This window comes from Pseudomonas migulae (genome assembly GCF_024169315.1).
GTDB lineage: Bacteria > Pseudomonadota > Gammaproteobacteria > Pseudomonadales > Pseudomonadaceae > Aquipseudomonas > Aquipseudomonas migulae_B.
Map to the genome: position 1 here is coordinate 6,044,805 of NZ_JALJWR010000001.1, position 22,145 is coordinate 6,066,949.

Annotated in this window: 17 protein-coding genes; 9 read left to right on the forward strand and 8 right to left on the reverse strand. The window is 60.1% G+C overall.

All coding sequences use genetic code 11. The annotated features are described in order from the left end of the window. Nucleotides 1–82: 82 nt before the first annotated feature. The 3 genes from topA to J2Y86_RS27795 all read left to right on the forward strand — a co-directional run bounded on the left by topA (nt 83) and on the right by J2Y86_RS27795 (nt 3,764). A complete protein-coding gene (topA, locus tag J2Y86_RS27785) occupies nt 83–2,710 on the forward strand; it encodes a type I DNA topoisomerase (RefSeq protein WP_253439106.1) in 2,628 nt (875 codons plus the stop codon). A gap of 140 nt (nt 2,711–2,850) precedes the next feature. Beyond that, on the forward strand, nt 2,851–3,375 hold the full coding sequence (locus J2Y86_RS27790) for a DUF6586 family protein (protein ID WP_253439109.1): 525 nt from the start codon (nt 2,851–2,853) through the stop codon (nt 3,373–3,375). 155 nt (nt 3,376–3,530) lie between these two features. Further along, nucleotides 3,531–3,764: a hypothetical protein gene (locus J2Y86_RS27795; protein WP_214381987.1), complete on the forward strand. Its 234-nt coding sequence runs from the start codon at nt 3,531–3,533 to the stop codon at nt 3,762–3,764. Between the two features lie 87 nt (nt 3,765–3,851). On the opposite strand, the gene sulA is transcribed toward J2Y86_RS27795, so the two are convergent. Together sulA and lexA are read right to left on the reverse strand one after the other, a co-directional pair. Continuing rightward, the gene (gene sulA, locus J2Y86_RS27800) at nt 3,852–4,325 is read right to left on the reverse strand and encodes an SOS-induced cell division inhibitor SulA (RefSeq protein ID WP_008028477.1); all 474 of its coding nucleotides are present in this window, start codon (nt 4,323–4,325) and stop codon (nt 3,852–3,854) included. Between the two features lie 10 nt (nt 4,326–4,335). After that, nucleotides 4,336–4,944, reverse strand: coding sequence for a transcriptional repressor LexA (lexA, locus tag J2Y86_RS27805; protein WP_007944149.1), 609 nt, complete (start codon nt 4,942–4,944; stop codon nt 4,336–4,338). 229 nt (nt 4,945–5,173) lie between these two features. Here lexA and psrA point away from each other — a divergent pair, with 229 nt between their 5' ends. The 3 genes from psrA to J2Y86_RS27820 all read left to right on the forward strand — a co-directional run bounded on the left by psrA (nt 5,174) and on the right by J2Y86_RS27820 (nt 7,800). Next, nucleotides 5,174–5,881, forward strand: coding sequence for a transcriptional regulator PsrA (psrA, locus tag J2Y86_RS27810; RefSeq protein ID WP_017337563.1), 708 nt, complete (start codon nt 5,174–5,176; stop codon nt 5,879–5,881). A gap of 170 nt (nt 5,882–6,051) precedes the next feature. Continuing rightward, on the forward strand, nt 6,052–7,050 hold the full coding sequence (gene nagZ / locus J2Y86_RS27815) for a beta-N-acetylhexosaminidase (protein WP_253440467.1): 999 nt from the start codon (nt 6,052–6,054) through the stop codon (nt 7,048–7,050). Between the two features lie 12 nt (nt 7,051–7,062). After that, nucleotides 7,063–7,800 (forward strand): S-methyl-5'-thioinosine phosphorylase, encoded by a 738-nt coding sequence (locus J2Y86_RS27820; protein ID WP_034147894.1) that lies wholly within the window; start codon nt 7,063–7,065, stop codon nt 7,798–7,800. Nucleotides 7,801–7,942: 142 nt separating this feature from the next. Here the strand turns inward: J2Y86_RS27820 and J2Y86_RS27825 are convergent, their stop codons facing one another. From J2Y86_RS27825 to mfd, 3 genes are read right to left on the reverse strand one after another with little or no spacing between them, the layout of a single operon-like run. After that, a complete protein-coding gene (locus J2Y86_RS27825; protein WP_253439113.1) occupies nt 7,943–10,636 on the reverse strand; it encodes a DEAD/DEAH box helicase in 2,694 nt (897 codons plus the stop codon). 11 nt (nt 10,637–10,647) lie between these two features. Then, nucleotides 10,648–11,214, reverse strand: coding sequence for a CsiV family protein (locus J2Y86_RS27830; RefSeq protein ID WP_253439116.1), 567 nt, complete (start codon nt 11,212–11,214; stop codon nt 10,648–10,650). Between the two features lie 10 nt (nt 11,215–11,224). Then, the gene (gene mfd / locus J2Y86_RS27835; protein ID WP_253439120.1) at nt 11,225–14,674 is read right to left on the reverse strand and encodes a transcription-repair coupling factor; all 3,450 of its coding nucleotides are present in this window, start codon (nt 14,672–14,674) and stop codon (nt 11,225–11,227) included. A 363-nt stretch (nt 14,675–15,037) separates the two neighbouring features. On the opposite strand from mfd, the gene J2Y86_RS27840 reads away from it, so the two are divergent. Next, nucleotides 15,038–16,501: a glyceraldehyde-3-phosphate dehydrogenase gene (locus J2Y86_RS27840; protein ID WP_253439123.1), complete on the forward strand. Its 1,464-nt coding sequence runs from the start codon at nt 15,038–15,040 to the stop codon at nt 16,499–16,501. Between the two features lie 194 nt (nt 16,502–16,695). Here the strand turns inward: J2Y86_RS27840 and J2Y86_RS27845 are convergent, their stop codons facing one another. After that, nucleotides 16,696–17,994, reverse strand: a complete 1,299-nt coding sequence (locus J2Y86_RS27845) for an MFS transporter (protein ID WP_253439127.1) — start codon at nt 17,992–17,994, stop codon at nt 16,696–16,698. A gap of 134 nt (nt 17,995–18,128) precedes the next feature. Here J2Y86_RS27845 and J2Y86_RS27850 point away from each other — a divergent pair, with 134 nt between their 5' ends. Beyond that, the gene (locus tag J2Y86_RS27850) at nt 18,129–19,178 is read left to right on the forward strand and encodes an FAD:protein FMN transferase (RefSeq protein WP_253439130.1); all 1,050 of its coding nucleotides are present in this window, start codon (nt 18,129–18,131) and stop codon (nt 19,176–19,178) included. A 208-nt stretch (nt 19,179–19,386) separates the two neighbouring features. After that, on the forward strand, nt 19,387–20,781 hold the full coding sequence (sthA, locus tag J2Y86_RS27855; protein WP_253439133.1) for a Si-specific NAD(P)(+) transhydrogenase: 1,395 nt from the start codon (nt 19,387–19,389) through the stop codon (nt 20,779–20,781). 42 nt (nt 20,782–20,823) lie between these two features. Here sthA and J2Y86_RS27860 read toward each other — a convergent pair whose 3' ends face one another. Together J2Y86_RS27860 and J2Y86_RS27865 are read right to left on the reverse strand one after the other, a co-directional pair. Beyond that, the gene (locus tag J2Y86_RS27860; protein WP_253439136.1) at nt 20,824–21,546 is read right to left on the reverse strand and encodes a glycerophosphodiester phosphodiesterase; all 723 of its coding nucleotides are present in this window, start codon (nt 21,544–21,546) and stop codon (nt 20,824–20,826) included. A gap of 18 nt (nt 21,547–21,564) precedes the next feature. Continuing rightward, the gene (locus J2Y86_RS27865) at nt 21,565–22,143 is read right to left on the reverse strand and encodes a PilZ domain-containing protein (protein WP_253439139.1); all 579 of its coding nucleotides are present in this window, start codon (nt 22,141–22,143) and stop codon (nt 21,565–21,567) included. Nucleotides 22,144–22,145: the final 2 nt, after the last annotated feature.

Below are 22,145 nucleotides of genomic sequence, written 5' to 3' on the forward strand. Positions count from 1 at the left end.
CACCTTGTAGCCACTATATATAGCGGTGCCGCGTCAGGCGCCAACCGCCTTTCACTTCTAGAATTCAGGAATTTTCTGATCCATGGGCAAATCGCTGGTCATTGTGGAATCCCCGGCTAAGGCCAAGACCATCAACAAGTATCTGGGTAACCAATACGTGGTGAAGTCGAGTATCGGCCATATCCGAGACCTGCCCACCAGCGGTTCGGCTAGCGCCAGCAAAGAGCCAGCCGCCAAGCGCGGCAAGGCCGCCGCGGGTGAAGGTCCGGTGCTCACGCCGAAAGAGAAAGCGCGCAAGCAGCTGGTCTCGCGCATGGGTGTCGATCCCGATCATGGCTGGAAAGCCAAGTACGAGATCCTCCCGGGCAAGGAAAAGGTCATCGAAGAGCTGCGCCGGCTCGCCAAGGATGCTGACACCATCTATCTCGCAACCGACTTGGATCGCGAGGGGGAAGCCATTGCCTGGCACCTGCGCGAAGCCATCGGTGGTGACGACAGCCGCTACAAGCGCGTGGTGTTCAACGAAATCACCAAGAAGGCGATTCAGGAAGCCTTCTCCAGGCCGGGCGAGCTGGACATCGATCGTGTTAACGCCCAGCAGGCGCGTCGTTTCCTCGACCGCGTGGTGGGTTACATGGTTTCGCCACTGCTGTGGGCCAAGATCGCCCGTGGCCTGTCCGCCGGTCGCGTGCAATCGGTTGCCGTGAAGCTGGTGGTCGAGCGTGAACGCGAAATCCGTGCGTTCAACCCGGAAGAGTACTGGGAAGTCCACGCCGACCTCGGCACCGCGAAGGGCGCCACCGTGCGCTTCGACGTGGCCCGCGAGAAGGGCGAAGCCTTCAAACCGTTGAACGAAGCCCAGGCCATGGCCGCGCTGGAGAAGCTCAAGGCTTCCAGCTACAGCATCGTCAAACGCGAAGACAAACCGACCAGCAGCAAGCCGTCCGCGCCATTCATCACATCCACCCTGCAACAGGCTGCGAGCAACCGCCTGGGCTTCGGGGTGAAGAAAACCATGATGATGGCCCAGCGTTTGTACGAAGCCGGTTACATCACCTATATGCGTACCGACTCCACCAACCTCTCGGCCGATGCCGTGACGATGGCGCGTACTTATATTGAAGGCGAATTTGGCAAGAAATACCTGCCGGAAACCCCGAACGTCTACAGCAGCAAGGAAGGCGCACAAGAGGCTCACGAAGCGATTCGTCCGTCCGACGCCAACACCGAGCCAAGCAAGCTGTCGGGCATGGAACGTGATGCAGAGCGGCTCTACGAGCTGATCTGGCGCCAGTTCCTCGCTTGCCAGATGCTGCCGGCCCAATACCTGTCGACCACGGTCACCGTCGGTGCCGGCGATTTCGAGCTGCGTGCCAAGGGCCGCATCCTGAAGTTCGACGGTTACACCCGTGTCATGCCGCAAATCGCCAAGCCAGGCGATGACGACGTGCTGCCGGACATGGCCCAGGGCGATGCGATGAAGCTGATCAAGCTTGATCCGACCCAGCACTTCACCAAGCCGCCGGCGCGTTACTCGGAAGCGAGCCTGGTCAAGGAAATGGAAAAACGCGGTATCGGTCGTCCTTCGACCTACGCGGCGATCATTTCCACCATCCAGGATCGCGGCTACGTAGCGCTGCACAACCGTCGTTTCTATTCGGAAAAGATGGGCGACATCGTTACCGAGCGTCTGGCGGAAAGCTTCTCGAATCTCATGGACTACGGCTTCACCGCCGGCATGGAAGAGAACCTCGATGACGTGGCCCAGGGCGAACGCGACTGGAAAAACGTGCTCGACGAGTTCTACGGTGACTTCAAGAAGAAGCTCGAAGTAGCCGAAAGCGCCGAAGGCGGCATGCGCGCCAACCAACCGGTGATGACTGACATTCCGTGCGTGGTGTGCGGTCGTCCGATGCAGATTCGTACCGCATCGACCGGCGTATTCCTCGGTTGCTCGGGTTACAGCCTGCCGCCGAAAGAGCGCTGCAAGGCCACCGTCAACCTGGTGCCGGGCGACGAAATCGCGGCTGACGACGAAGGTGAATCGGAGTCGCTGGTTCTGCGTGGCAAGCATCGTTGCCCGATCTGCAGCACCGCGATGGACGCTTACCTGCTCGACGAGAAGCGCAAGCTGCACATCTGCGGCAACAACCCGGATTGCGACGGCTACGAAATCGAAGAGGGCACCTATCGCATCAAGGGCTATGAAGGTCCGAGCCTGGAATGCGACAAGTGTGGCAGCGAGATGCAGCTCAAGACCGGTCGTTTCGGCAAGTTCTTCGGTTGCACCAACCCAACCTGCAAGAACACTCGCAAGCTGCTGAAAAGCGGTGATGCGGCGCCGCCGAAGATGGATCCGGTGAAGATGCCTGAGCTGAAATGCGAAAAGGTCAACGACACCTACATCCTGCGCGACGGTGCGTCCGGCCTGTTCCTGGCGGCCAGCCAATTCCCGAAAAACCGCGAGACCCGTGCTCCGCTGGTCATGGAAATCGTGCCGCACAAGGATGAGATCGATCCGAAGTATCATTTCCTCTGTGAAGCGCCGAAGAAAGATCCGGACGGCCTCCCGGCGGTGATCCGTTACAGCCGCAAAACCAAAGAGCAGTACGTTCAGACCGAAGTCGACGGTAAGCCGACCGGGTGGAAGGCGTACTACGACGGTGGCAAGTGGACTGTTGAAGACAAGCGTCCAGCAGCCAAAGCTTAAAAGACGTTGATACAAAAAGGCCGCATGATGACCCTCGGGTTTTCATGCGGCCTTTTTGTTTTGGGCTTGCGGTGAGCTTGGGTGATCCACGACACTGTCTGACCTGCGTGAAGCATTACTTCGTTGTGGAGGCTGCCGTCATGGCCCACGAACTCTATACCCGTACCAACCAGAAGATTTATTTCGCCGGCCTGTCGCTTGAAGCGCTCGCGAAGGCCGAAGAGGGGCGGGCGATGAACTCCCTGGCGCTGATTCAGGCCGGTCGCGAATCGGCGTTGTTTCACCTGTACGGTGCGCTGTTGGGGCTTTGCCATGAAATCGCCGGCTTCTATCGCCTGCCGCAGGCCAATGCGCCTCGCGCAGAAATGCTGCTGACCCGGGAAGTGCTGGAGGCGATCGCCATTCCTGAAATGGCCGAGATGGTCGAACTGGCGCAGAACCCGGAAACCTGGCTGGCCAAGCTGCTGTCGGCGCATGCGGCACTGTTTCAGCCGCCTCGCGCACCGCACAAACCCAAGGGCGACGTGACACAGCCGTTGATCCTGGCCGTTAACCTGGATGAAGAGAACGCGCCCGAAGAGCTGAGCCGGGAAGAACTGGAGAGTTGGCGTCAGAACCTCAAAGGTCTGGCGATCCGGTTTCGCGAAGGCTTGAACGAGTGCTGAAGGATTAGTGTTTGACGGACGGTTGCGAGAGACCGTCCGTTCAGGGATGAGCGTGCTGTCAGAAATTTCTCTTCGTAGCGGCATCTGGTCAAGATCCCGAGCGAAGCCTGGCCGATGCCTATATAATCCCCGCCTTTCGTGGAGAACAGACCTTTATGCCAACGTCCTTTCTAGAAATTGTCGAGTTACCAGACGGCCGAATCGAGCTGCGCAGGGCTGAGGACGAGGGTTCTCTGGTTACTTTGGATTTCTCCGAGGATGCCAAGGCGTTCCTGCAAGGCCAGCACGTGGAAGTCGCCAAGGCGATGTTGAGCGTGGGTGTTCAGATGGCCGGTCGCCTGGTTGAAGGCGATTTCAATACCGATGAGAGTGCTCGGGTCCTTCATTGATCCCCGTTCGTCGCATTTAACCGATACCGCTATTGATCGGCTTCTCTATCCCTGGAGAAGCCTCGCGTTGTTCAGCGCACTTTTCGTTCAGCCCAGTCGAATATTCAGGCTTTGTGCGTCCCCGGTCCGGGCGGCGCTGATCAACTGTTGCCGTGACGTTGTGCTCAGAGGGTTGAGCCAACTGACGACGGTGTGGCTGCGACCCAGACGCAAGGCTTCGCAGGTCAGCTGTTGTGCGCTCTGGGTGCCGCGCGGTTGCAGCAACAGAATGCGCTCACGATTCAGGCCGGCGTCTCGCAGCCAGGTTTGCGTAAGGCTGGCGGGCGGGGCGATCAGCGTCAGCCAGCGCGCATCCTGATCCTCGCTCAGCTCTCTGAGGATCGGTGCCAGAAGGCTCAGGCAGTTCCCGGCCGCACCACGCAGTGACAGCTCACTGAAAACTTCAGGTTCGGCGCTCCAGGGCGACTCGACCACGTCTTTCAGAATCGGCGCCATTGGCTGCACCATGAAAGCCTCGAACAACGGCAGTTGGGCTTGCTGTGATGTGTGTGGGAACTGCATAAAGCCTCCTTTAGCGGCGAATGACGCCGACACTCAAGCCTTCGATCACCAGTTCCTGATCTTTCAGGTTCACTTCGATAGGGGCGAATTCAGGGTTTTCGGCAATCAGCCAGACTTTGCTGCCGTCGCGCTTGAAGCGCTTGACCGTCACTTCGTCGCCGATACGCGCCACCACGATCTGGCCGTTGCGGGCTTCGCGGGTGGTATGGACGGCCAGCAAGTCACCGTCGAAGATGCCCACGTCCTTCATGCTCATGCCATGCACGCGCAGTAAATAGTCGGCGCGAGGATGGAAGAACGCAGGATTGATATTGCAGGACTCTTCGATGTGCTGCTGGGCAAGGATCGGCGCACCGGCAGCGACTCGGCCAATGATGGGCAGGGTGGACTCGTCGGCCTTGGCTTCGAAGCCGGGGATGCGGATGCCGCGGGAAGCGCCTGGTGTCATCTCGATGGCGCCTTTGCGGGCCAGTGCCTTGAGATGTTCTTCTGCCGCGTTGGGCGACTTGAAACCCAGTTCCTGAGCGATTTCCGCGCGGGTCGGCGGGTAGCCATTGTCTTCCAGGCAGCGTTTGATGAAGGCCAGAATCTCGGCTTGGCGTGGCGTCAGCTTTAGCATATTGATCGCTCTGTCTTTTTATACAGTGACTGGGATTATATACAGTGAAAGCATCTTGGCAATGCCCCTTTTTTTGCCGGCCGCCAGACGGTCAATCAGCGTGCTGATTAACACGGCGCAGATGTATGGTTAAATAGCTGACTGACCATTCCCGAAACGAACCGCCAGGCTTGACAAGGCCTGGGCTGAAACGTATGTTTCAAACAAGTGTTTGTCAGGCGGAGTAGCCATGGCCCAGTCGGAAACCGTTGAACGCATTCTCGATGCTGCAGAACAGTTGTTCGCGGAAAAAGGTTTTGCTGAAACCTCACTGCGTTTGATCACCAGCAAGGCCGGGGTCAATCTGGCGGCTGTGAACTATCACTTCGGCTCGAAGAAGGCGCTGATCCAGGCCGTCTTCTCGCGCTTTCTCGGACCGTTCTGCCTGAGCCTCGATAAAGAGCTGGAGCGGCGCCAGGCCAAGCCCGAGAACAAGCCGACACTTGAAGAACTGCTGGAAATTCTCGTCGAGCAGGCCCTCGTGGTGCAGCCACGCAGCGGCAACGATCTCTCCATCTTCATGCGCTTGCTGGGCCTGGCATTCAGCCAGAGCCAGGGTCACTTGCGTCGGTATCTCGAAGACATGTACGGCAAGGTATTCCGCCGCTACATGACGCTGGTCAACGAAGCTGCGCCGCGCATTCCGCCGATCGAACTGTTCTGGCGCGTGCACTTCATGCTCGGTGCCGCGGCGTTCAGCATGTCCGGTATCAAGGCCTTGCGCGCGATTGCCGAAACCGATTTCGGCGTCAACACCTCCATCGAGCAGGTGATGCGTCTGATGGTGCCGTTCCTGGCAGCGGGCATGCGTGCCGAAACCGGCGTGACCGACACGGCCATGGCCACCGCGCAGTTGCGTCCGCGCAGCAAATCGACACAGGTTGCCGCCAAGGTTTAACCGCGCACGGGTGGGCGCGGCAGCTGACATCCGCTAAGCTAGCCGCCCATGCCGACTCTCGTTCTGAACCCGCTCCCCATTTTTATCGCCGACCTGCCGGGCACAGCCCGCGGCGGCGAATGCGTGCGAGCCGGGTTTATCGTTATCAAGGAATCTCTATGACTGCTGGCCTGCAAGGCTCGTTGATGGTGGACGTCGCCGGTACCTGGCTGACGGCCGAAGATCGCCAATTGTTGCGTCAGCCCGAAGTGGGCGGCCTGATCATTTTTGCCCGCAACATCGAACACCCGCGCCAGGTGCGCGAATTGAGCGCCGCGATCCGCGCCATTCGCCCCGATCTGCTGCTGGCAGTGGACCAGGAGGGCGGCCGCGTGCAGCGCTTGCGTCAGGGCTTTGTGCGACTGCCAGCCATGCGCGCCATCGCTGACAATCCGAATGCCGAATACCTGGCCGAACAGTGCGGCTGGATCATGGCCACCGAAGTGTTGGCCGTCGGACTCGACCTGAGCTTCGCCCCGGTTCTGGATCTGGATTACCAGCGCAGCGCCGTGGTTGGCACCCGTTCGTTCGAAGGTGACCCGGAACGCGCGGCGCTGCTGGCGGGTGCATTTATCCGGGGGATGAACAGCGCGGGAATGGCCGCCACCGGCAAGCACTTCCCCGGCCACGGCTGGGCCGAGGCGGACTCCCACGTCGCGATCCCGAATGACGAACGCAGTCTCGACGAGATCCGCGCCAATGACCTGGTGCCGTTTGCCCGGTTGAGCAAGCAATTGGCTGCGGTCATGCCGGCCCACGTGATTTATCCACAAGTCGATTCCCAGCCCGCCGGTTTCTCCCGCCGCTGGTTGCAGGACATCCTGCGCGGCGAGCTGCAATTCGATGGCGTGATCTTCAGCGATGACCTGTCGATGGCCGGCGCTCATGTGGTCGGCGATGCCGCCAGCCGGATCGAAGCCGCCCTGTCTGCCGGTTGTGACATGGGGCTGGTGTGCAACGACCGCGCTGCGGCTGAACTCGCCTTGAGCGCCGCCCAGCGATTGAAGGTCAAGCCGTCCGAGCGCATTGCGCGTATGCGCGGCCAGTCGTACGCCAGCACCGAATACCGTCAAGACCCGCGCTGGCTGACGGCCATCGGCGCGCTCAAAGACGCTCAACTGATTGAATAAGGACTTTACGTTATGACGGTTTACGCGATTATCGGTGGCACCGGCCTGACTCAACTCGAAGGCCTGAGCATTCGTCAGTCACTCGCGGTGGACACTCCTTACGGCGCGCCTTCGGCCGAAGTGCAGATCGGTGAATACGCTGGCAAGGAAGTGCTGTTCCTCGCGCGTCACGGTCACCCGCACCGCTTCCCGCCGCATCAGGTGAACTACCGCGCCAATCTCTGGGCATTGAAACAGGCCGGCGCCGAAGCCATTCTCGCGGTCAATGCCGTGGGCGGCATTCATTCGGCGATGGGCACCGGGCATTTCTGCGTGCCACATCAGCTGATCGACTACACCAGTGGTCGCGAACACACCTACTTTGCCGATGATCTGGAGCAGGTCACTCACATCGACTTCAGCTATCCCTACAGCGAGCCGCTGCGTCAGCAATTGATTGCAGCACTGGCGGCCGAAGGCGTCGGCTACAGCAGTCATGGTGTGTATGCCTGCACCCAAGGGCCGCGTCTGGAAACGGTGGCGGAAATTGCGCGTCTGGAACGTGACGGTTGCGACATCGTCGGCATGACCGGCATGCCGGAAGCCGCATTGGCGCGCGAGCTGGAACTGGATTACGCCTGCCTGGCGCTGGTGGTGAACCCGGCGGCGGGCAAGTCGACGGCGGTGATCACCATGGCCGAGATCGAGCAGGCGTTGCATGACGGGATGGGCAAGGTTAAGTCGACCTTGGCGCGGGTGCTTAAGGGCTGAGTCAGGCTGTATTCCGAGTCGACCCCTTCGCGGGCAAGCCTCGCTCCTACAGGTTCCGAATCGGTCGCAAATACCGCGATCAACACAAAGCCTGCAGGAGCGAGGCTTGCCCGCGAAGGCAATCTGATAAACGCCAAAGATCTCAGCGCTTCTCCAGCTTTTCCGGCAACGGCGCAAACAACGCCTCAATATCATCACTCTGCAACTTCCAGTCCCCGGCCTTGCGCCCATCCAGCACGCCCGCCGCGAGGTCGGATTTTTCTTTCTGCAGGTGCTGAATCTTCTCTTCCACCGTGCCTCGGGCAATCATCTTGTAGACGAACACCGGTTTCTCCTGGCCAATGCGGTACGCACGGTCAGTCGCCTGGTTTTCCGTCGCCGGGTTCCACCAAGGGTCGTAGTGAATCACCGTGTCCGCCTCGGTCAGGTTCAGACCCACACCACCGGCCTTCAAACTGATCAGAAAGATCTGACGCTTTCCGCTCTGGAATTCCTTCACCGGCGCACGTCGGTCACGGGTCTGTCCGGTCAACAGCGCATATTCGACACCGCGTTTCTTCAGTTCGACCTCGATCAACGCGAGCATCGACGTGAACTGAGAAAACAGCAGGATCCGCCGACCTTCCTCGAACAATTCCTCCAGCATTTCCATGAGGCTGTCGAGCTTGCCCGAGGTGCTTCCGCGAGCCGGCAGCGCAGCATCGTTGACCAGGCGCAAATCGCAGCACACCTGACGCAGCTTCAGCAGCGCCTCAAGAATGATGATCTGGCTGCGCGCCACGCCCTTGCGGGTGATTTCGTCGCGAACCTTCTTGTCCATGGCCAGGCGCATGGTTTCGTACACATCGCGTTGGGCTTCGTTGAGCTCGACCCAGTGGATGATCTCAGTCTTCGGCGGCAACTCCGTCGCCACCTGCTCTTTGGTCCTGCGCAACAGAAACGGTTTGATCCGACCGTTCAAGTGCTGAAGTCGCACCTCGCTGGCGCGCTTTTCAATCGGCACGCGGTAATCGCGGTTGAAGCTTTTCACATCGCCGAGCCAGCCGGGCAGCAGGAAGTGAAACAGCGACCACAGTTCACCCAGGTGGTTTTCCAGCGGCGTACCACTCAGGCACAGGCGCTGGCGCGCATTCAGTTCGCGCGCAGCCTGGGCGGCCTTGCTGTTGGGGTTTTTTATGTACTGCGCTTCGTCCAGCACCAGTACGTGCAACGGCTGTGCGGCCAGGCGTTCGACGTCTTTGGGCAGCAGCGCATAGGTGGTCAGGATCAGGTCGTAATCGGCCAGTGTGTCGAAATGCTTCTTGCGACTGGCGCCGTACAGCGCCAGCACTTTGAGTTGTGGCGTGAAGTGCGCTGCTTCGTCGAGCCAGTTCGGGATCAGGCTGGTGGGCATCACGACCATGCAAGGTCGGTCGAGGCGTCCAGCGATTTTCTCGCTGAGAACGTGTGCCAGGGTCTGTAGGGTTTTGCCCAGACCCATGTCGTCCGCGAGAATCCCGCCGACCTCCAGTTGCCGCAGCGATTGCATCCAGCTCAAGCCTTCCAGCTGATACGGACGCAAGGTTGCGTTCAAGCCTTCCGGTGCCGTCGCGGTGTAATCCTTGATGTCCCGCAGGCGCTGGGCAAACGTGCGGATCTGCTCGCCACCTTCCCAGAGCAGCGGCAGGTCTTCCAGCGGGTTCAGGCGCGTGGCGTCGGCCTTGCTCAGGCGCAGCGTGGTCTCGCCGGGTTCCTGCAGGTAGAACTCGCCGAGAGTCGCCAGTACCGGTTTCAAGCGGCCGAACGGCAGAGCGACTTGCAACGGCCCATGCTCGGAGTTCGGGCGATGGGGGATGTTCACCAAAATCAACTCGTCGTCACGGCGCCGGGCGAGGCGTTCCGGATTGAGGATTTCGGTGTGGGAGCGCATCAGGTTCAGCAGGATGGGCAGCAGGCTCAGCCGCTCGCCGTTGACGATGATCCCCAGTTCCAGATCAAACCAGTCGCGCTCCGGCGCCTGCTCCACGGTGGCGTACCAGTCGTCCACGGCGGTCAGGTCGAAACCGAAATCTTCATCGATCTGCAATTCCCAGCCTTGAGTACGCAGCTTCGGCAATTCGTTGAGGGTGAAGGTCAGCCAGGCGCTGTCGTTGACCATCTCGTAGAGTTCACCGGCGCTTTCCGGCAGGGCTTTACTTTGACGGGTGGCGACCTTGAAACCGAGGATTCGCAGTTGTTCCCTGTAGGCTTGTTCGACTTCCGGGTGGCGTTTTATCCGTAAGGTCTGTGTCTCCTGACGAATCAGGATGTCGGCGTTTTTCTGTCCGCTGACGTATTCATCCAGATAACTGAAGGACAGCGCTGCACGATGCTGAATGTAGCGCTGCATCTTGCCGTTGCGCGGTTCGAAGGCGCTGAACTCGATGCTCGCCAGCCACAGGCGCGGTACCGGTTGCACGTTGTCCACCAGAACTTGTGGTGGTGCCTTGGGGCTGCGGTTTTCCAGTACCGCCTGAAGTTTTTCCAGCAGTTCGGCGTCTTGCGCGGCGGCGGGGTAGGCGAGGGTTTCCTGCACTTTCAGTAGCACCGCTGCGCAATGTTTGCAGTTGCTGCGGACGGGGCAGGTGCACGTGGCGTCGACCATCAGCAAGGTGGATTTGGCCGACTCGCGCAGGCGAATGGTCTGACGGTAAACGTTACCGCCAGAGCCTTCGCAAGCGGCTGTGATCGTGGCGTCGCCGACCTCGACGATCCTGACGCGGTTCTCCAGGGCGTAGCGGCGGCCACGCTCCAGGCTTTGTTCCTTGAATCGGCTGACCCATGAAGGTGCCAGGGGTTTGCTCAGGGTCGCAGGCATAAGGACTTCAATCAGTCCGGTATTTCATCGGGGACTGGCCGAGGCGCAGGGGCGGTGAGCGAGGTGATCTTGATCAGCAGGCCGAGGTGGCCGTTGTCGAGGAAGTTCAGCTGGCCGTTCTTGGTGTGGCTTTCCTGTTTGAGGCGTTCGCTGTTGGTGACCATACCGTTGGCGTCGATCTGGTTGACCCAGAAGTCGGCGTCGACGTCGGTGAAACGCCCCAGTTTCAAGCTCAAAGTGCCCTCGATCGGGAACTGGCCAAATTGTTCGGTGCCCTCGCTGATCGCAACTTTCGTGGCTTCTTCACCGAGCGATTGCTGCCATGCCTTGTGCAGCAACACCGAATATTCATTACTGGCGGTGAGCTTTTCCACCTCGGGATTCAGGCTCGGCGTGCGAAAGCTGTCGGGACTGATGCGCTGGGCACCGGCAGCCCAGTCTTCCGGTGCGGCTTTGCTGACAATGGCAGGTACGGCGTTCTGCCGCACCAAGATCATTTCAACCTGATACAGGTCATCGGCAAACGCTGTGGGGGCGGCCAGGGTCATCAGCAAAGTCAGTGAGCGAAACAGGCGCATGCGGCGTCCTTCAAGCAGTTTTCGGAATGAGGCATTCAAGCAGTGCCTCTACAGTATTAAAGCGCTCTTCCGGGCGCTCCATCGGCACCATGAATTTAAACATCGTGGCGCCTTCGAATTTGTAGCGTTTTGGTTGACCCTGAATCAGTTTGATCAGTGTCAGCGGATCGACCGGCGTCTGCGCCGCGAACTCGATTCGACCGCCTTGCGGGCCACCATCGACTTTCTTGATGCCCAGCAGTTCGGCCTGCAACTTCAGCGCCGTGATGCGCATCAGGTTCTTGGTCGGCTCCGGCAGCAGGCCGAAACGATCGATCATCTCCACTTGCAGGTCCTTGAGGCCATCCTCATCGGTGGCCGAGGCAATGCGTTTGTACAGGATCAGTCGGGCATGCACGTCCGGCAAGTAGTCTTCGGGAATCAACGCCGGCACACGCAAGTTGACTTCCGGGCCACCGCCCAGCGGCTGATCGAGATTCGGCTGTTCACCCTTGCGGATCGACTTCACCGCGCGTTCGAGCATCTCCATATACAAGGTGAAACCGACGGCCTGGATCTGCCCGCTCTGGCCGTCGCCCAGCAGTTCGCCGGCGCCACGGATTTCCAGGTCGTTGGTGGCGAGCACGAAGCCTGCTCCGAGGTCCTGGGTGTTGGCGATCGCTTCCAGGCGCTTTTCTGCGTCCGGAGTGATTTGCTGGCGCGGTGGTGTCAGCAGGTACGCGTAAGCCTGGTGGTGACTGCGACCGACGCGGCCACGCAACTGGTGCAGCTGCGCCAGCCCGAATTTGTCGGCACGCTCGATGATGATGGTGTTGGCGCTCGGCACGTCGATGCCGGTCTCGATGATGGTCGAGGCGATCAGCACGTTGAAGCGCTTGTGGTAGAAGTCGCTCATCACCTGTTCGAGTTCGCGTTCGCGCATCTGCCCGTGGCCGATGCCGATCCGCGCTTCCGGCACCAGTTCGGCGAGGTCGGCGGCGCATTTCTCGATGGTCTTCACGTCGTTGTGCAGGTAGTAGACCTGCCCGCCACGCAGCAACTCACGCAGCAAGGCCTCTTTGACCGTGCTCTTGTTCTGCTCCATGACGAAGGTCCGCACCGACAGGCGACGGGCCGGTGGCGTGGCGATGATCGACAGGTCGCGCATGCCCGACACCGCCATGTTCAGCGTGCGCGGAATCGGCGTGGCGGTAAGCGTGAGGATGTCGACTTCGCTGCGCAGGGCCTTGAGCTGTTCTTTCTGACGGACACCGAAACGGTGTTCTTCGTCGATGATCACCAGCCCGAGGTTTTTGATCTTTACATCGTCTTGCAGCAGTTTGTGCGTGCCGATGACAATGTCGATCTTGCCTTCGGCGAGGTCCGCCACCGCAGCGTTGACTTCCTTGGTCGACTTGAAGCGGCTCATCACTTCCACGGTCACCGGCCAGTCGGCGAAGCGGTCGCGGAAGCTGTTGTAGTGCTGCTGGGCGAGGAGGGTGGTCGGCACCAGAATCGCCACCTGGCGGCCACCATGCACGGCAATGAACGCTGCGCGCATGGCCACTTCGGTCTTGCCGAAACCGACGTCGCCGCAGACCAGTCGGTCCATCGGCTTCGGTGCGAGCATGTCGGCACGCACCGCATCGATGGTGGTTTGCTGGTCCGGGGTTTCTTCGAACGGGAAACCGGCGCTGAAGGTGGCGTAATCGGCTTTCGGGTCTTCGAAGGCATATCCTTCGCGAGCGGCTCGGCGGGCATAGATGTCGAGCAATTCGGCCGCCACGTCGCGCACCTGTTCGGCGGCTTTGCGTTTGGCTTTCTGCCAGGTTTCCGAGCCCAGACGGTGCAACGGCGCCAGGGCATCGTCGCTGCCGGTATACCGGGCGATCAAGTGCAAGTTGGCGACCGGCACATAAAGCTTGGCGCCTTCGGCGTATTGCAGTGTGAGGAACTCGGCAGCCTGGTCGTCGATTTCCAGCGTCGCAAGACCGAGATAACGACCGACGCCGTGATCGATGTGCACCACCGGCGCGCCTTCGCGCAACTCGGTGAGGTTCTTGATGACGGCGTCGTTGTTGGCGTCGGCGCGCTTCTCGCGGCGACGGCGCTGCATGACACGCTGACCGAATAACGGGCTTTCAGCCACCAGCGCGAGGGCCGGGTCGTCGAGCACCAGGCCTTCGTCGAGCGGCGCAATGGTAATCGCCAGGCGTTCCTTGCTCGCGACGAAGTCCGGCCAGCTGTCGACGGTTTTCGGCCGCAGCTTCAGGCGCTCCAGCAGTTCCAGCAGCACTTCACGACGGCCCGCGGACTCCGCGGTGAACAGCACGCGACCGGGGAATTCGTCGAGGAAGCCAGCCAGCGCCGCCAGTGGTTGCGTTGCCTTGGCCTCGATCGCCAGGTTCGGCAACTCCCGCGCCGGGAAGCGCTCGCGGCCGACACCGGTTTCAACGTCCTGTTGACTGGCCACCACACGCGGCCAGCTTTTCAGCCGGGCAAAGCAATCCTCCACAGGCAAGAACAGTTCGGCCGGCGGCAATAAAGGACGAGAAGGATCGACGCGGCGCTCTTCATAACGGTTGCGCACATCGTTCCAGAAGTTTTCCGCCGCCTGCTCGATGCCCGGCAGTGAGAACACCTGGGTGTCCTGGGGCAGGTAATCGAACAGCGTGGACGTTTCGTCGAAGAACAGCGGCAGGTAGTACTCGATACCCGCCGGTGTAATTCCGCTGCTCAGGTCCTGGAAGATCGGGCAACGACGGAAGTCGACATCGAAGCGCTCACGGAAGCGCGCCTTGAAACGGGTGACCGCGTCTTTTTGCAGCGGAAACTCACGGGCCGGCAACAGGCGAACGGTGTCCACCTTGTCGATGGAACGCTGGTTTTCCGGATCGAAGGTCCGCAGCGTCTCGATTTCGTCGTCGAACAGGTCGATCCGGAACGGCAGTTTGCTGCCCATCGGAAACAGATCGATCAGCGAGCCGCGGACGGTGAACTCACCGTGCTCGTACACCGTGTCGACGTAGCGATAGCCGCTGGCCTCAAGCCGGGTGCGCATCTGCTCGACATCGAGCTTCTGGCCGACGTCCAGCACAAGGCTGCTGCCGAGCAGGAATTTGGTCGGCGCCAGGCGATGCAGGGCTGTGGTGATCGGCACCACCAATACGCCATGACTCAGCTCCGGCAGCCTGTATAAAGCCGCGATGCGCTGGGAAATGATGTCCTGGTGTGGCGAAAACAGATCGTACGGCAGGGTTTCCCAGTCCGGGAAGTGCAGCACTGGCAAATCCGGGGCGAAGAAACTCAGCTCCTGTTCCAGCCGTTCGGCACTTTGGCTGTCGGCAGTCAGCAGCAGGGTAAAGCGCTTGGCAGCGCTGGCAGCCTCGGCGATGGCCAGGCTCAGGGCGGCACCGGGCAGGTTGCCCCAGTGCTGTTTACCTGCCGCGGCAGGGAGAAGCGGTAGACGCAGAACGGGCACGGAAGGTTGAGCTCCAAGCGTTGCGACAAAGTCGGTAATTGTAGCGGTCCCGGGTGCCGCCTGTCAGTTGCTGACTGTGTCTATTACGCAGGTTTGGCGAAATGTAGTGGTAAAGACAAAAAACGCCGGTTTTTTACTGAAATTTGCCGATTATGTAGTGGCAAAACGGTCGGGTGTTACGGAGGGTTACGGATAAGACAGCGGTATCTCCAAAAAATTGACTGCGCTGGAAGCCCCGGTTTTACTGGGCTTTAACGGTGCGTGATTTTTTTGAACGGAAATTTGTTACGGATCGCACGACAGGCGCGCATTGCTACGCGCGGCACTCGGCGGCATAATGTAGCCCCTTTTTTCTGCCCCTACATGTGGAAGGTTCCCGTGACTCAGAAGCCCGACCAGTGTCTTGGTGAATGGATCGACCGTGAAGCACTCGCAGAAGCGATGATTCCACTTATCGGTCAGCTCTACCGCAATAACAACGTGGTGAGCTCGATCTATGGCCGCAGCCTGATCAACCAGTCTGTCATCGCGATTCTCAAAGCTCACCGCTTTGCTCGCCATCGTTCTTCCGACGATAGCGAACTCTCCGTCCACGAAACATTCCCTCTGCTGAAAGCCATGAGCGAGCTCAAGCTCGGAGCGGCTTCGGTAGACTTGGGCAAGTTGGCGTACAAATTCCGCGTCGAAGGCAATGGCCGCACTGCCGAGCAGTTCGTCCGTGAAGAAATGGCTGACGTGGTTGGCCAGCAAAACGCTTCCGCTCGCAAAGGCACCGACGTTGTCCTGTACGGCTTCGGTCGTATCGGCCGTCTGCTGGCGCGCATCCTGATCGAAAAAACCGGTGGCGGCGACGGCCTGCGTCTGCGTGCCATCGTGGTGCGCAAGGGCGCCGAGAACGACCTGACCAAGCGCGCCAGCCTGCTGCGCCGCGATTCGGTACATGGTTCGTTCAACGGCACCATCACCATCGACGAAGAAAACAACACCATCACCGCCAACGGTAACCTGATCCAGGTGATCTACGCGAAGAACCCGACCGAGGTGGATTACACCCAGTACGGCATCAAAGACGCGCTGCTGGTGGACAACACCGGTGTATGGCGTGACGCTGAAGGCCTGGGTCAGCACCTGGCGTGCCCGGGTATCGACCGCGTTGTTCTGACCGCGCCTGGCAAAGGCAAGCTGAAGAACATCGTTCACGGCATCAACCACAGTGAAATCACCGCTGAAGACAAGATCGTGTCCGCCGCTTCCTGCACCACCAACGCCATCGTGCCGGTGCTCAAGGCTGTGAATGACAAGTTCGGCATCATCAACGGTCACGTCGAAACCGTTCACTCGTACACCAACGACCAGAACCTGATCGACAACTTCCACAAGGGCGATCGCCGTGGCCGTAGCGCCGCGCTGAACATGGTGATCACCGAGACCGGTGCTGCCACCGCTGCTGCCAAGGCGTTGCCTGAGCTGGCCGGCAAGCTGACCGGTAACGCGATCCGTGTTCCGACGCCGAACGTGTCGATGGCCATTCTCAACCTGAACCTTGAGAAAGCCGCCACCCGTGAAGAGATGAACGAGTACCTGCGCTACATGGCGTTGCACTCCGATCTGCACAAGCAAATCGACTTCGTCAATTCGCAGGAAGTGGTTTCCACCGACTTCGTTGGCTCGCGCCACGCAGGCGTTGTGGATGCTGAAGCAACCATCACCCAAGACAACCGCGTTGTTCTGTACGTTTGGTACGACAACGAATTCGGTTACAGCTGCCAGGTGGTTCGCGTGATGGAAGACATGGCCGGTGTAAACCCGCCAGCGTTCCCACGCTAAGCCTTAGCAGGAAATGAAAACGCCCCGACTTTGGTCGGGGCGTTTTTGTTTTCGGGGTTTGGTCAGTTATGGATGTGTTGTCTGTGCGGGCCTCATCGCGGGCAAGCCCGCTCCCACAGGTTCAGTGGCGTTCACTCGATAGTGTTCGCGCAACAGATCCCTGTGGGAGCGGGCTTGCCCGCGACGGCGATCTATCAGGCGCTGCGTGCCACAGCGGCTTGCGCAGTCCGCAGCTCATGCCGATTGCCTTTGAACAACACCAGCGTCGCAATCAGCCCCAACACCGCCGCGCCACTAAGCCAGATCCCCGGCGCAGCCTTGTTGTCCAGCACATGGATCAGGTAAGTGCAGGCTGCGGGCGTAAACCCGCCGAAGGTTGCCGTCGCCAGGCTGTAGGCAAGCGAGAAACCTGTCGTACGAACTTCCACCGGCATGATCTCGGTCAGCGCCACGACCATGGCGCCGTTGTACGAGCCATACAGGAACGACAGCCATAATTCGACGATCAGCAAATGGCTGAAGCTCGGGTTCGCCACCAGCCACGACAGGGCAGGGTAAGCGGTGAGGATCGCCAGAATAGTCGCCGCCAGCAGCAAGGGTTTACGCCCGATCTTATCGGACACGGCGCCCATGACTGGCAGCCAGAAGAAGTTCGACAGGCCGATGCACACCGTCACCAGCAACGCATCCAGATCCGACAAGTGCAGTTCGGCTTTGCCGAAGGTCGGCGTGTAGGCCGTGATCAGGTAGAACGACACCGTGGTCATCACCACTAACGCCATGCCGGCGATCACGATGCCAAAGTTCTGACCGATCGAGCGGACGATTTCCCGCAGGGTGGGATGGTGTTTTCGCGCCTGGAACTCCGGCGTTTCTTCCAGCGAACGACGAATCACGAAGATCACCGGCACGATCATGCAGCCGATCAGGAACGGCACGCGCCAGCCCCAGTCACCCATTTCTTCCGGGCTGAGCCAGTGGTTCAAGGCAACCCCCAACAAACCGGCGAAAACCACCGCCGCTTGCTGACTGGCGGACTGCCAGCTGACGAAGAAGCCTTTGCGGCCCGGTGTGGAAATCTCTGCGAGATACACCGATACACCGCCCAGCTCCACGCCGGCCGAGAAACCTTGCAACAGCCGACCGAACAGCACGAGCAGCGGCGCAGCCACGCCCAATGTGGCGTAACCCGGCACGCAGGCAATCAGCACCGTGCCCGCGGCCATCATCGCGAGGGTGATGATCAACCCTTTGCGACGACCATGACGGTCGATGTAGGCGCCGAGGAAAATCGCACCCAGCGGACGCATGAGGAAGCCGGCGCCAAACGTGGCCAGCGATAACATCAGGGAGGCGAAAGCGCTGTCGGCGGGGAAGAACGTTTTGGCGATGGCCGTGGCGTAAAAGCCGTAGACCATGAAGTCGAACATCTCCAGGAAGTTTCCGCTGACGACGCGAAAAATTGCTTTGCCGTTGCTCGTGTTGGAAGGCATTGGTAGGTACTCACGCTGGTAAAACTTTTGAAACGCTGCACTTGCGGGGGGGGCGAGCCTGCTCGCTCCCACAGGTTTTGCGTCTGGCTGGCGGGCGCTGGCAGAACTCGCTCTCATGCGCTCTGAGGCCCATAATGGCGGGCGCGGTTTTGGGGGGAGATGAAGATTTGTTAACTGGACGCTGGAGTGGACTTGTGGTGCTGGCCGGCGTTTTGGCCGGTTGTGGCAACGGCGACAGCCTGGAACGCTTCGACGGCCCGACCATGGGCAGTCGTTATTCCATCCAGTACGTAAGACATTCCTCTACGCCCGGGCCGAAAGCGGTGCAGGCAGAAGTAGAAAATATCCTCGCCGAAGTGGACCGACAATTCTCGACCTATCGCAGCGACTCGGACACCGCACGCTTCAACGCATTGCCGGCCGGTCGGTGTCAGAAAATGCCCGCGCCGGTCCTCGAATTGGTTCGCGTTGGTGAACGGCTGTCGGAGCAAAGCGAAGGCTCCTACGACCTTACGGTGGAACCGCTGCTCAATATTTGGGGATTCGGACCTCAGGCGCGAGAGGAAAAAGTCCCCACTGCCCAGGCGCTGGCGGAGGTGCGCCAGCGAGTCGGTTATCAGCATTTGCGCATCGACGGTGACCAGCTGTGCAAGGACGCGGCCGTCGAGGTCGACTTCAATAGCATCGCGGCTGGCTACGCGGTCGACACCATTGCCGCAAGACTCGAAGCCATGGGCATCCACAACTACCTCGCCGAAGCCACTGGCGAACTCAAGGCAGCAGGCAAGAAACTCGACGGTTCATCCTGGAAAATTGCGTTGGAGGAGCCTCGCGATGATCAGCAAGTGGCTCAGCGCATCATCAATGTCGACGGCTATGGCGTGTCCACTTCCGGAGACTACCGCAACTATTTCCAGCAGGATGGGAGGCGTTATTCCCACACCCTTGATGCCCGCACCGGTGCGCCCGTCTTACACGCCCTGGCGTCAGTCACGGTGATTCATCCTTCAGCGTTGATGGCCGATGGCTTATCGACGCTGTTGCTGATTCTCGGTCCTGAACGGGGTTGGGACTATGCCCAAACTCACAACATCGGTGCATTCTTTGTGATTCGTGCCGATACAGGTTTCGTCACACGAACCAATCAGGCTTTTGAACGCCTCAGTGGCGGCAAAACCGAATGATTGCGGCGATTTGCGCATTGAAGACTGGCGTTGTAATGCAGGCAAAAGTAGCCTACGACGCGACCAAGGGTTAATGTGCCCGGCGTTGACGCTTCTATAGACTGTGTCCGGGTTCTGCACTGGCCCCAAATTGTTCCTTCACGCCGCAGATTCGGCGTGATTTAGCCGCAGGTGCCGAGGGCGCCGCGGCCTGTTCTGAGGAGTACGCATGGCTGTCTACAACTACGACGTGGTGGTGCTGGGTTCCGGCCCGGCCGGAGAAGGCGCGGCAATGAACGCCGCCAAAGCGGGGCGCAAGGTGGCGATGGTCGATAGCCGTCGCCAGGTCGGCGGCAACAGCACCCACCTGGGTACCATCCCGTCCAAGGCACTGCGTCACTCGGTCCGGCAGATCATGCAGTTCAACACCAACCCGATGTTCCGGGCCATTGGTGAGCCGCGCTGGTTCTCGTTTCCGGACGTGCTGAAAAGCGCCGAGAAAGTCATTTCCAAACAAGTCGCTTCGCGCACCGGCTACTACGCCCGTAACCGCGTCGACGTGTTCTTCGGCACCGGCAGCTTCGCCGACGAGCAAACCATCGAAGTGGTCTGCGCCAACGGCGTGGTCGAAAAACTGGTGGCCAAGCACATCATCATCGCCACCGGTTCGCGTCCTTATCGCCCGGCGGACATCGATTTCCATCACCCGCGTATCTACGATAGCGACACCATCCTCAGCCTCGGCCACACCCCGCGTAAACTCATCGTTTACGGCGCCGGCGTGATCGGTTGCGAATACGCGTCGATCTTCAGCGGTCTGGGCGTGCTGGTCGAACTGGTGGATAACCGTGGTCAGTTGCTGAGCTTCCTCGACTCGGAAATTTCCCAGGCGCTGAGCTACCACTTCAGCAACAACAACATCACGGTTCGCCACAACGAAGACTACGACCGCGTCGAAGGCGTGGACAACGGCGTGATCCTGCACCTCAAGTCCGGCAAGAAGATCAAGGCCGACGCCTTGCTCTGGTGCAACGGCCGTACCGGTAATACCGATCAGTTGGGTCTGGAAAACATCGGCGTCAAGGTCAACAGCCGTGGCCAGATCGAAGTCGACGAGGCCTATCGTACCTGCGTACCGAACATCTACGGTGCCGGTGACGTGATCGGCTGGCCGAGCCTGGCCAGTGCCGCGCACGACCAGGGCCGCTCGGCCGCTGGCAGCATCGTCGACAACGGTAGCTGGCGCTTCGTCAACGACGTACCGACCGGCATCTACACGATTCCCGAGATCAGCTCGATCGGCAAGAACGAGCAAGAGCTGACGCAGGCCAAGGTGCCGTACGAAGTGGGCAAGGCGTTCTTCAAGAGCATGGCGCGAGCACAGATCGCCGGCGAGCCCCAGGGCATGCTGAAGATCCTGTTCCACCGCGAGACGCTGGAAGTGCTGGGTGTTCACTGCTTCGGTTATCAGGCGTCGGAAATCGTCCACATCGGTCAGGCGATCATGAACCAGCCGGGTGAGCTGAACACGCTGAAGTATTTCGTCAACACGACGTTCAACTACCCGACCATGGCCGAAGCCTATCGGGTAGCGGCGTACGATGGCCTCAACCGGCTTTTTTGAGCGGCTCCGGCCGGTGGCCTGAGCCGGCCGGGGAGACCGATTTCAGCAATTCTCGAGCGTGGCGCTGGCCAAACCGGGAAAGTCTGTAATCAGGCTGTCAACGCCGAAGTCGGCGAGTCTGCGCATCAGCGCGGGCTCGTTGACTGTCCATACCGACACATGCAACCCCTGACGTTGCGCCTTCTGCAGGCGTTCCGGCGTACACAGGGTCCAGTTCAGCGCCAGAATCTCGCAGCCATAGCTTTGCGCGACCTTCAAAGGGTCGAGCCAGGCGTATTCGGCCACCAGCCCGCGGGACACGTCCGGCACCAAGTCCAGCGCGGCTTTCAGCACCTCTCGCGAACTCGAGGTGATGGTGACCTTGTCGAGCATGCCAAAACGCTGAGCCATTTCGCGAATCGCCAACACGGTGGTCGCGGCGCGGGTGCGGGAAGCGCTTTTGACTTCCAGCTGCCAGTGCTCGAAGTCGCATTTCTCGAACAGTTCTTCCAGCGTGGGAATCGGGCATGGCTTGATCCAGCCCGGGCCGCCCTTGCGCGCGTCGTAGGTCACCAGTTCGGCAGCGGTGTGCTCGACCACCTTGCCGCGCCGGTCGGTGGTGCGCTTGAGGGTCGGGTCATGAATGACCATCAACTCGTTGTCCATGGACAGATGCAGGTCCAGTTCGCAGCGGCGTACGCCGTGCTTGAGGCACTCCTGAAAGCTGGTCAGGGTGTTTTCCGGTGCTTCGCCCTTGGCGCCGCGATGGCCGTAGATGAGGGTCACGGTTCTTCCTTAAAAAGATTAAATACCTGATTCGTTTTCGCGGGCCAGACGTCGTTCCTGGGCCTGCTTCTGCAAAATGTAGCGGGCCAGCAGTTGGCGCTGGGCATCGGTTGGGCGTTCGAACTCGGTGCCGACGTCGTAGCCGTCGCCCTTGCGATCGCAATGGGTAACACGCGCCCGCAGCAACAGGCCGAGGGCTTGCGGCATCAGCACCAGTTTCACCGACAGGTGCGTGCCCGCGGCAATCGGTGTCGGGTGCTGGAAGTCGATGCCACCCTCGGAGATGATCACGGGTTGCGGCTCGCCGATCTGTCCGAGCACGGTGATGGCGATCACCTGGCTGAGCAGGTCGATGCGTTTGTTCTGGGATTTCAGGAACGCCGCGAGGTTGCGGTCGCGCTCGCTGATCTGGCGCAACAGGTGTTGCGATTCGAATTCGCTCAGGTGCAGTTCGCTGAGCAGGTTGAAGAGTGGGGAAGCATCCTGCAACACTTCCTGGCCTGCGGCTTCGGGAGCGGACAGGGGCCGAATTTCCAGTGCGATCGTGTCCTCGATACGGTAGTATTCGCGGCGATCTTCTTCATCTAATGTCGACATGG

Bases quoted from the DNA above. Each gene is read 5' to 3' on its own strand.
- topA (WP_253439106.1), top strand. From the start codon at position 83: ATGGGCAAATCGCTGGTCATTGTGGAATCCCCGGCTAAGGCCAAGACC.
- J2Y86_RS27790 (WP_253439109.1), top strand. From the start codon at position 2,851: ATGGCCCACGAACTCTATACCCGTACCAACCAGAAGATTTATTTCGCC.
- J2Y86_RS27795 (WP_214381987.1), top strand. From the start codon at position 3,531: ATGCCAACGTCCTTTCTAGAAATTGTCGAGTTACCAGACGGCCGAATC.
- sulA (WP_008028477.1), bottom strand. From the start codon at position 4,325: ATGCAGTTCCCACACACATCACAGCAAGCCCAACTGCCGTTGTTCGAG.
- lexA (WP_007944149.1), bottom strand. From the start codon at position 4,944: ATGCTAAAGCTGACGCCACGCCAAGCCGAGATTCTGGCCTTCATCAAA.
- psrA (WP_017337563.1), top strand. From the start codon at position 5,174: ATGGCCCAGTCGGAAACCGTTGAACGCATTCTCGATGCTGCAGAACAG.
- J2Y86_RS27820 (WP_034147894.1), top strand. From the start codon at position 7,063: ATGACGGTTTACGCGATTATCGGTGGCACCGGCCTGACTCAACTCGAA.
- J2Y86_RS27825 (WP_253439113.1), bottom strand. From the start codon at position 10,636: ATGCCTGCGACCCTGAGCAAACCCCTGGCACCTTCATGGGTCAGCCGA.
- J2Y86_RS27830 (WP_253439116.1), bottom strand. From the start codon at position 11,214: ATGCGCCTGTTTCGCTCACTGACTTTGCTGATGACCCTGGCCGCCCCC.
- J2Y86_RS27840 (WP_253439123.1), top strand. From the start codon at position 15,038: ATGTGGAAGGTTCCCGTGACTCAGAAGCCCGACCAGTGTCTTGGTGAA.
- J2Y86_RS27845 (WP_253439127.1), bottom strand. From the start codon at position 17,994: ATGCCTTCCAACACGAGCAACGGCAAAGCAATTTTTCGCGTCGTCAGC.
- J2Y86_RS27850 (WP_253439130.1), top strand. From the start codon at position 18,129: ATGGCGGGCGCGGTTTTGGGGGGAGATGAAGATTTGTTAACTGGACGC.
- sthA (WP_253439133.1), top strand. From the start codon at position 19,387: ATGGCTGTCTACAACTACGACGTGGTGGTGCTGGGTTCCGGCCCGGCC.
- J2Y86_RS27865 (WP_253439139.1), bottom strand. From the start codon at position 22,143: ATGTCGACATTAGATGAAGAAGATCGCCGCGAATACTACCGTATCGAG.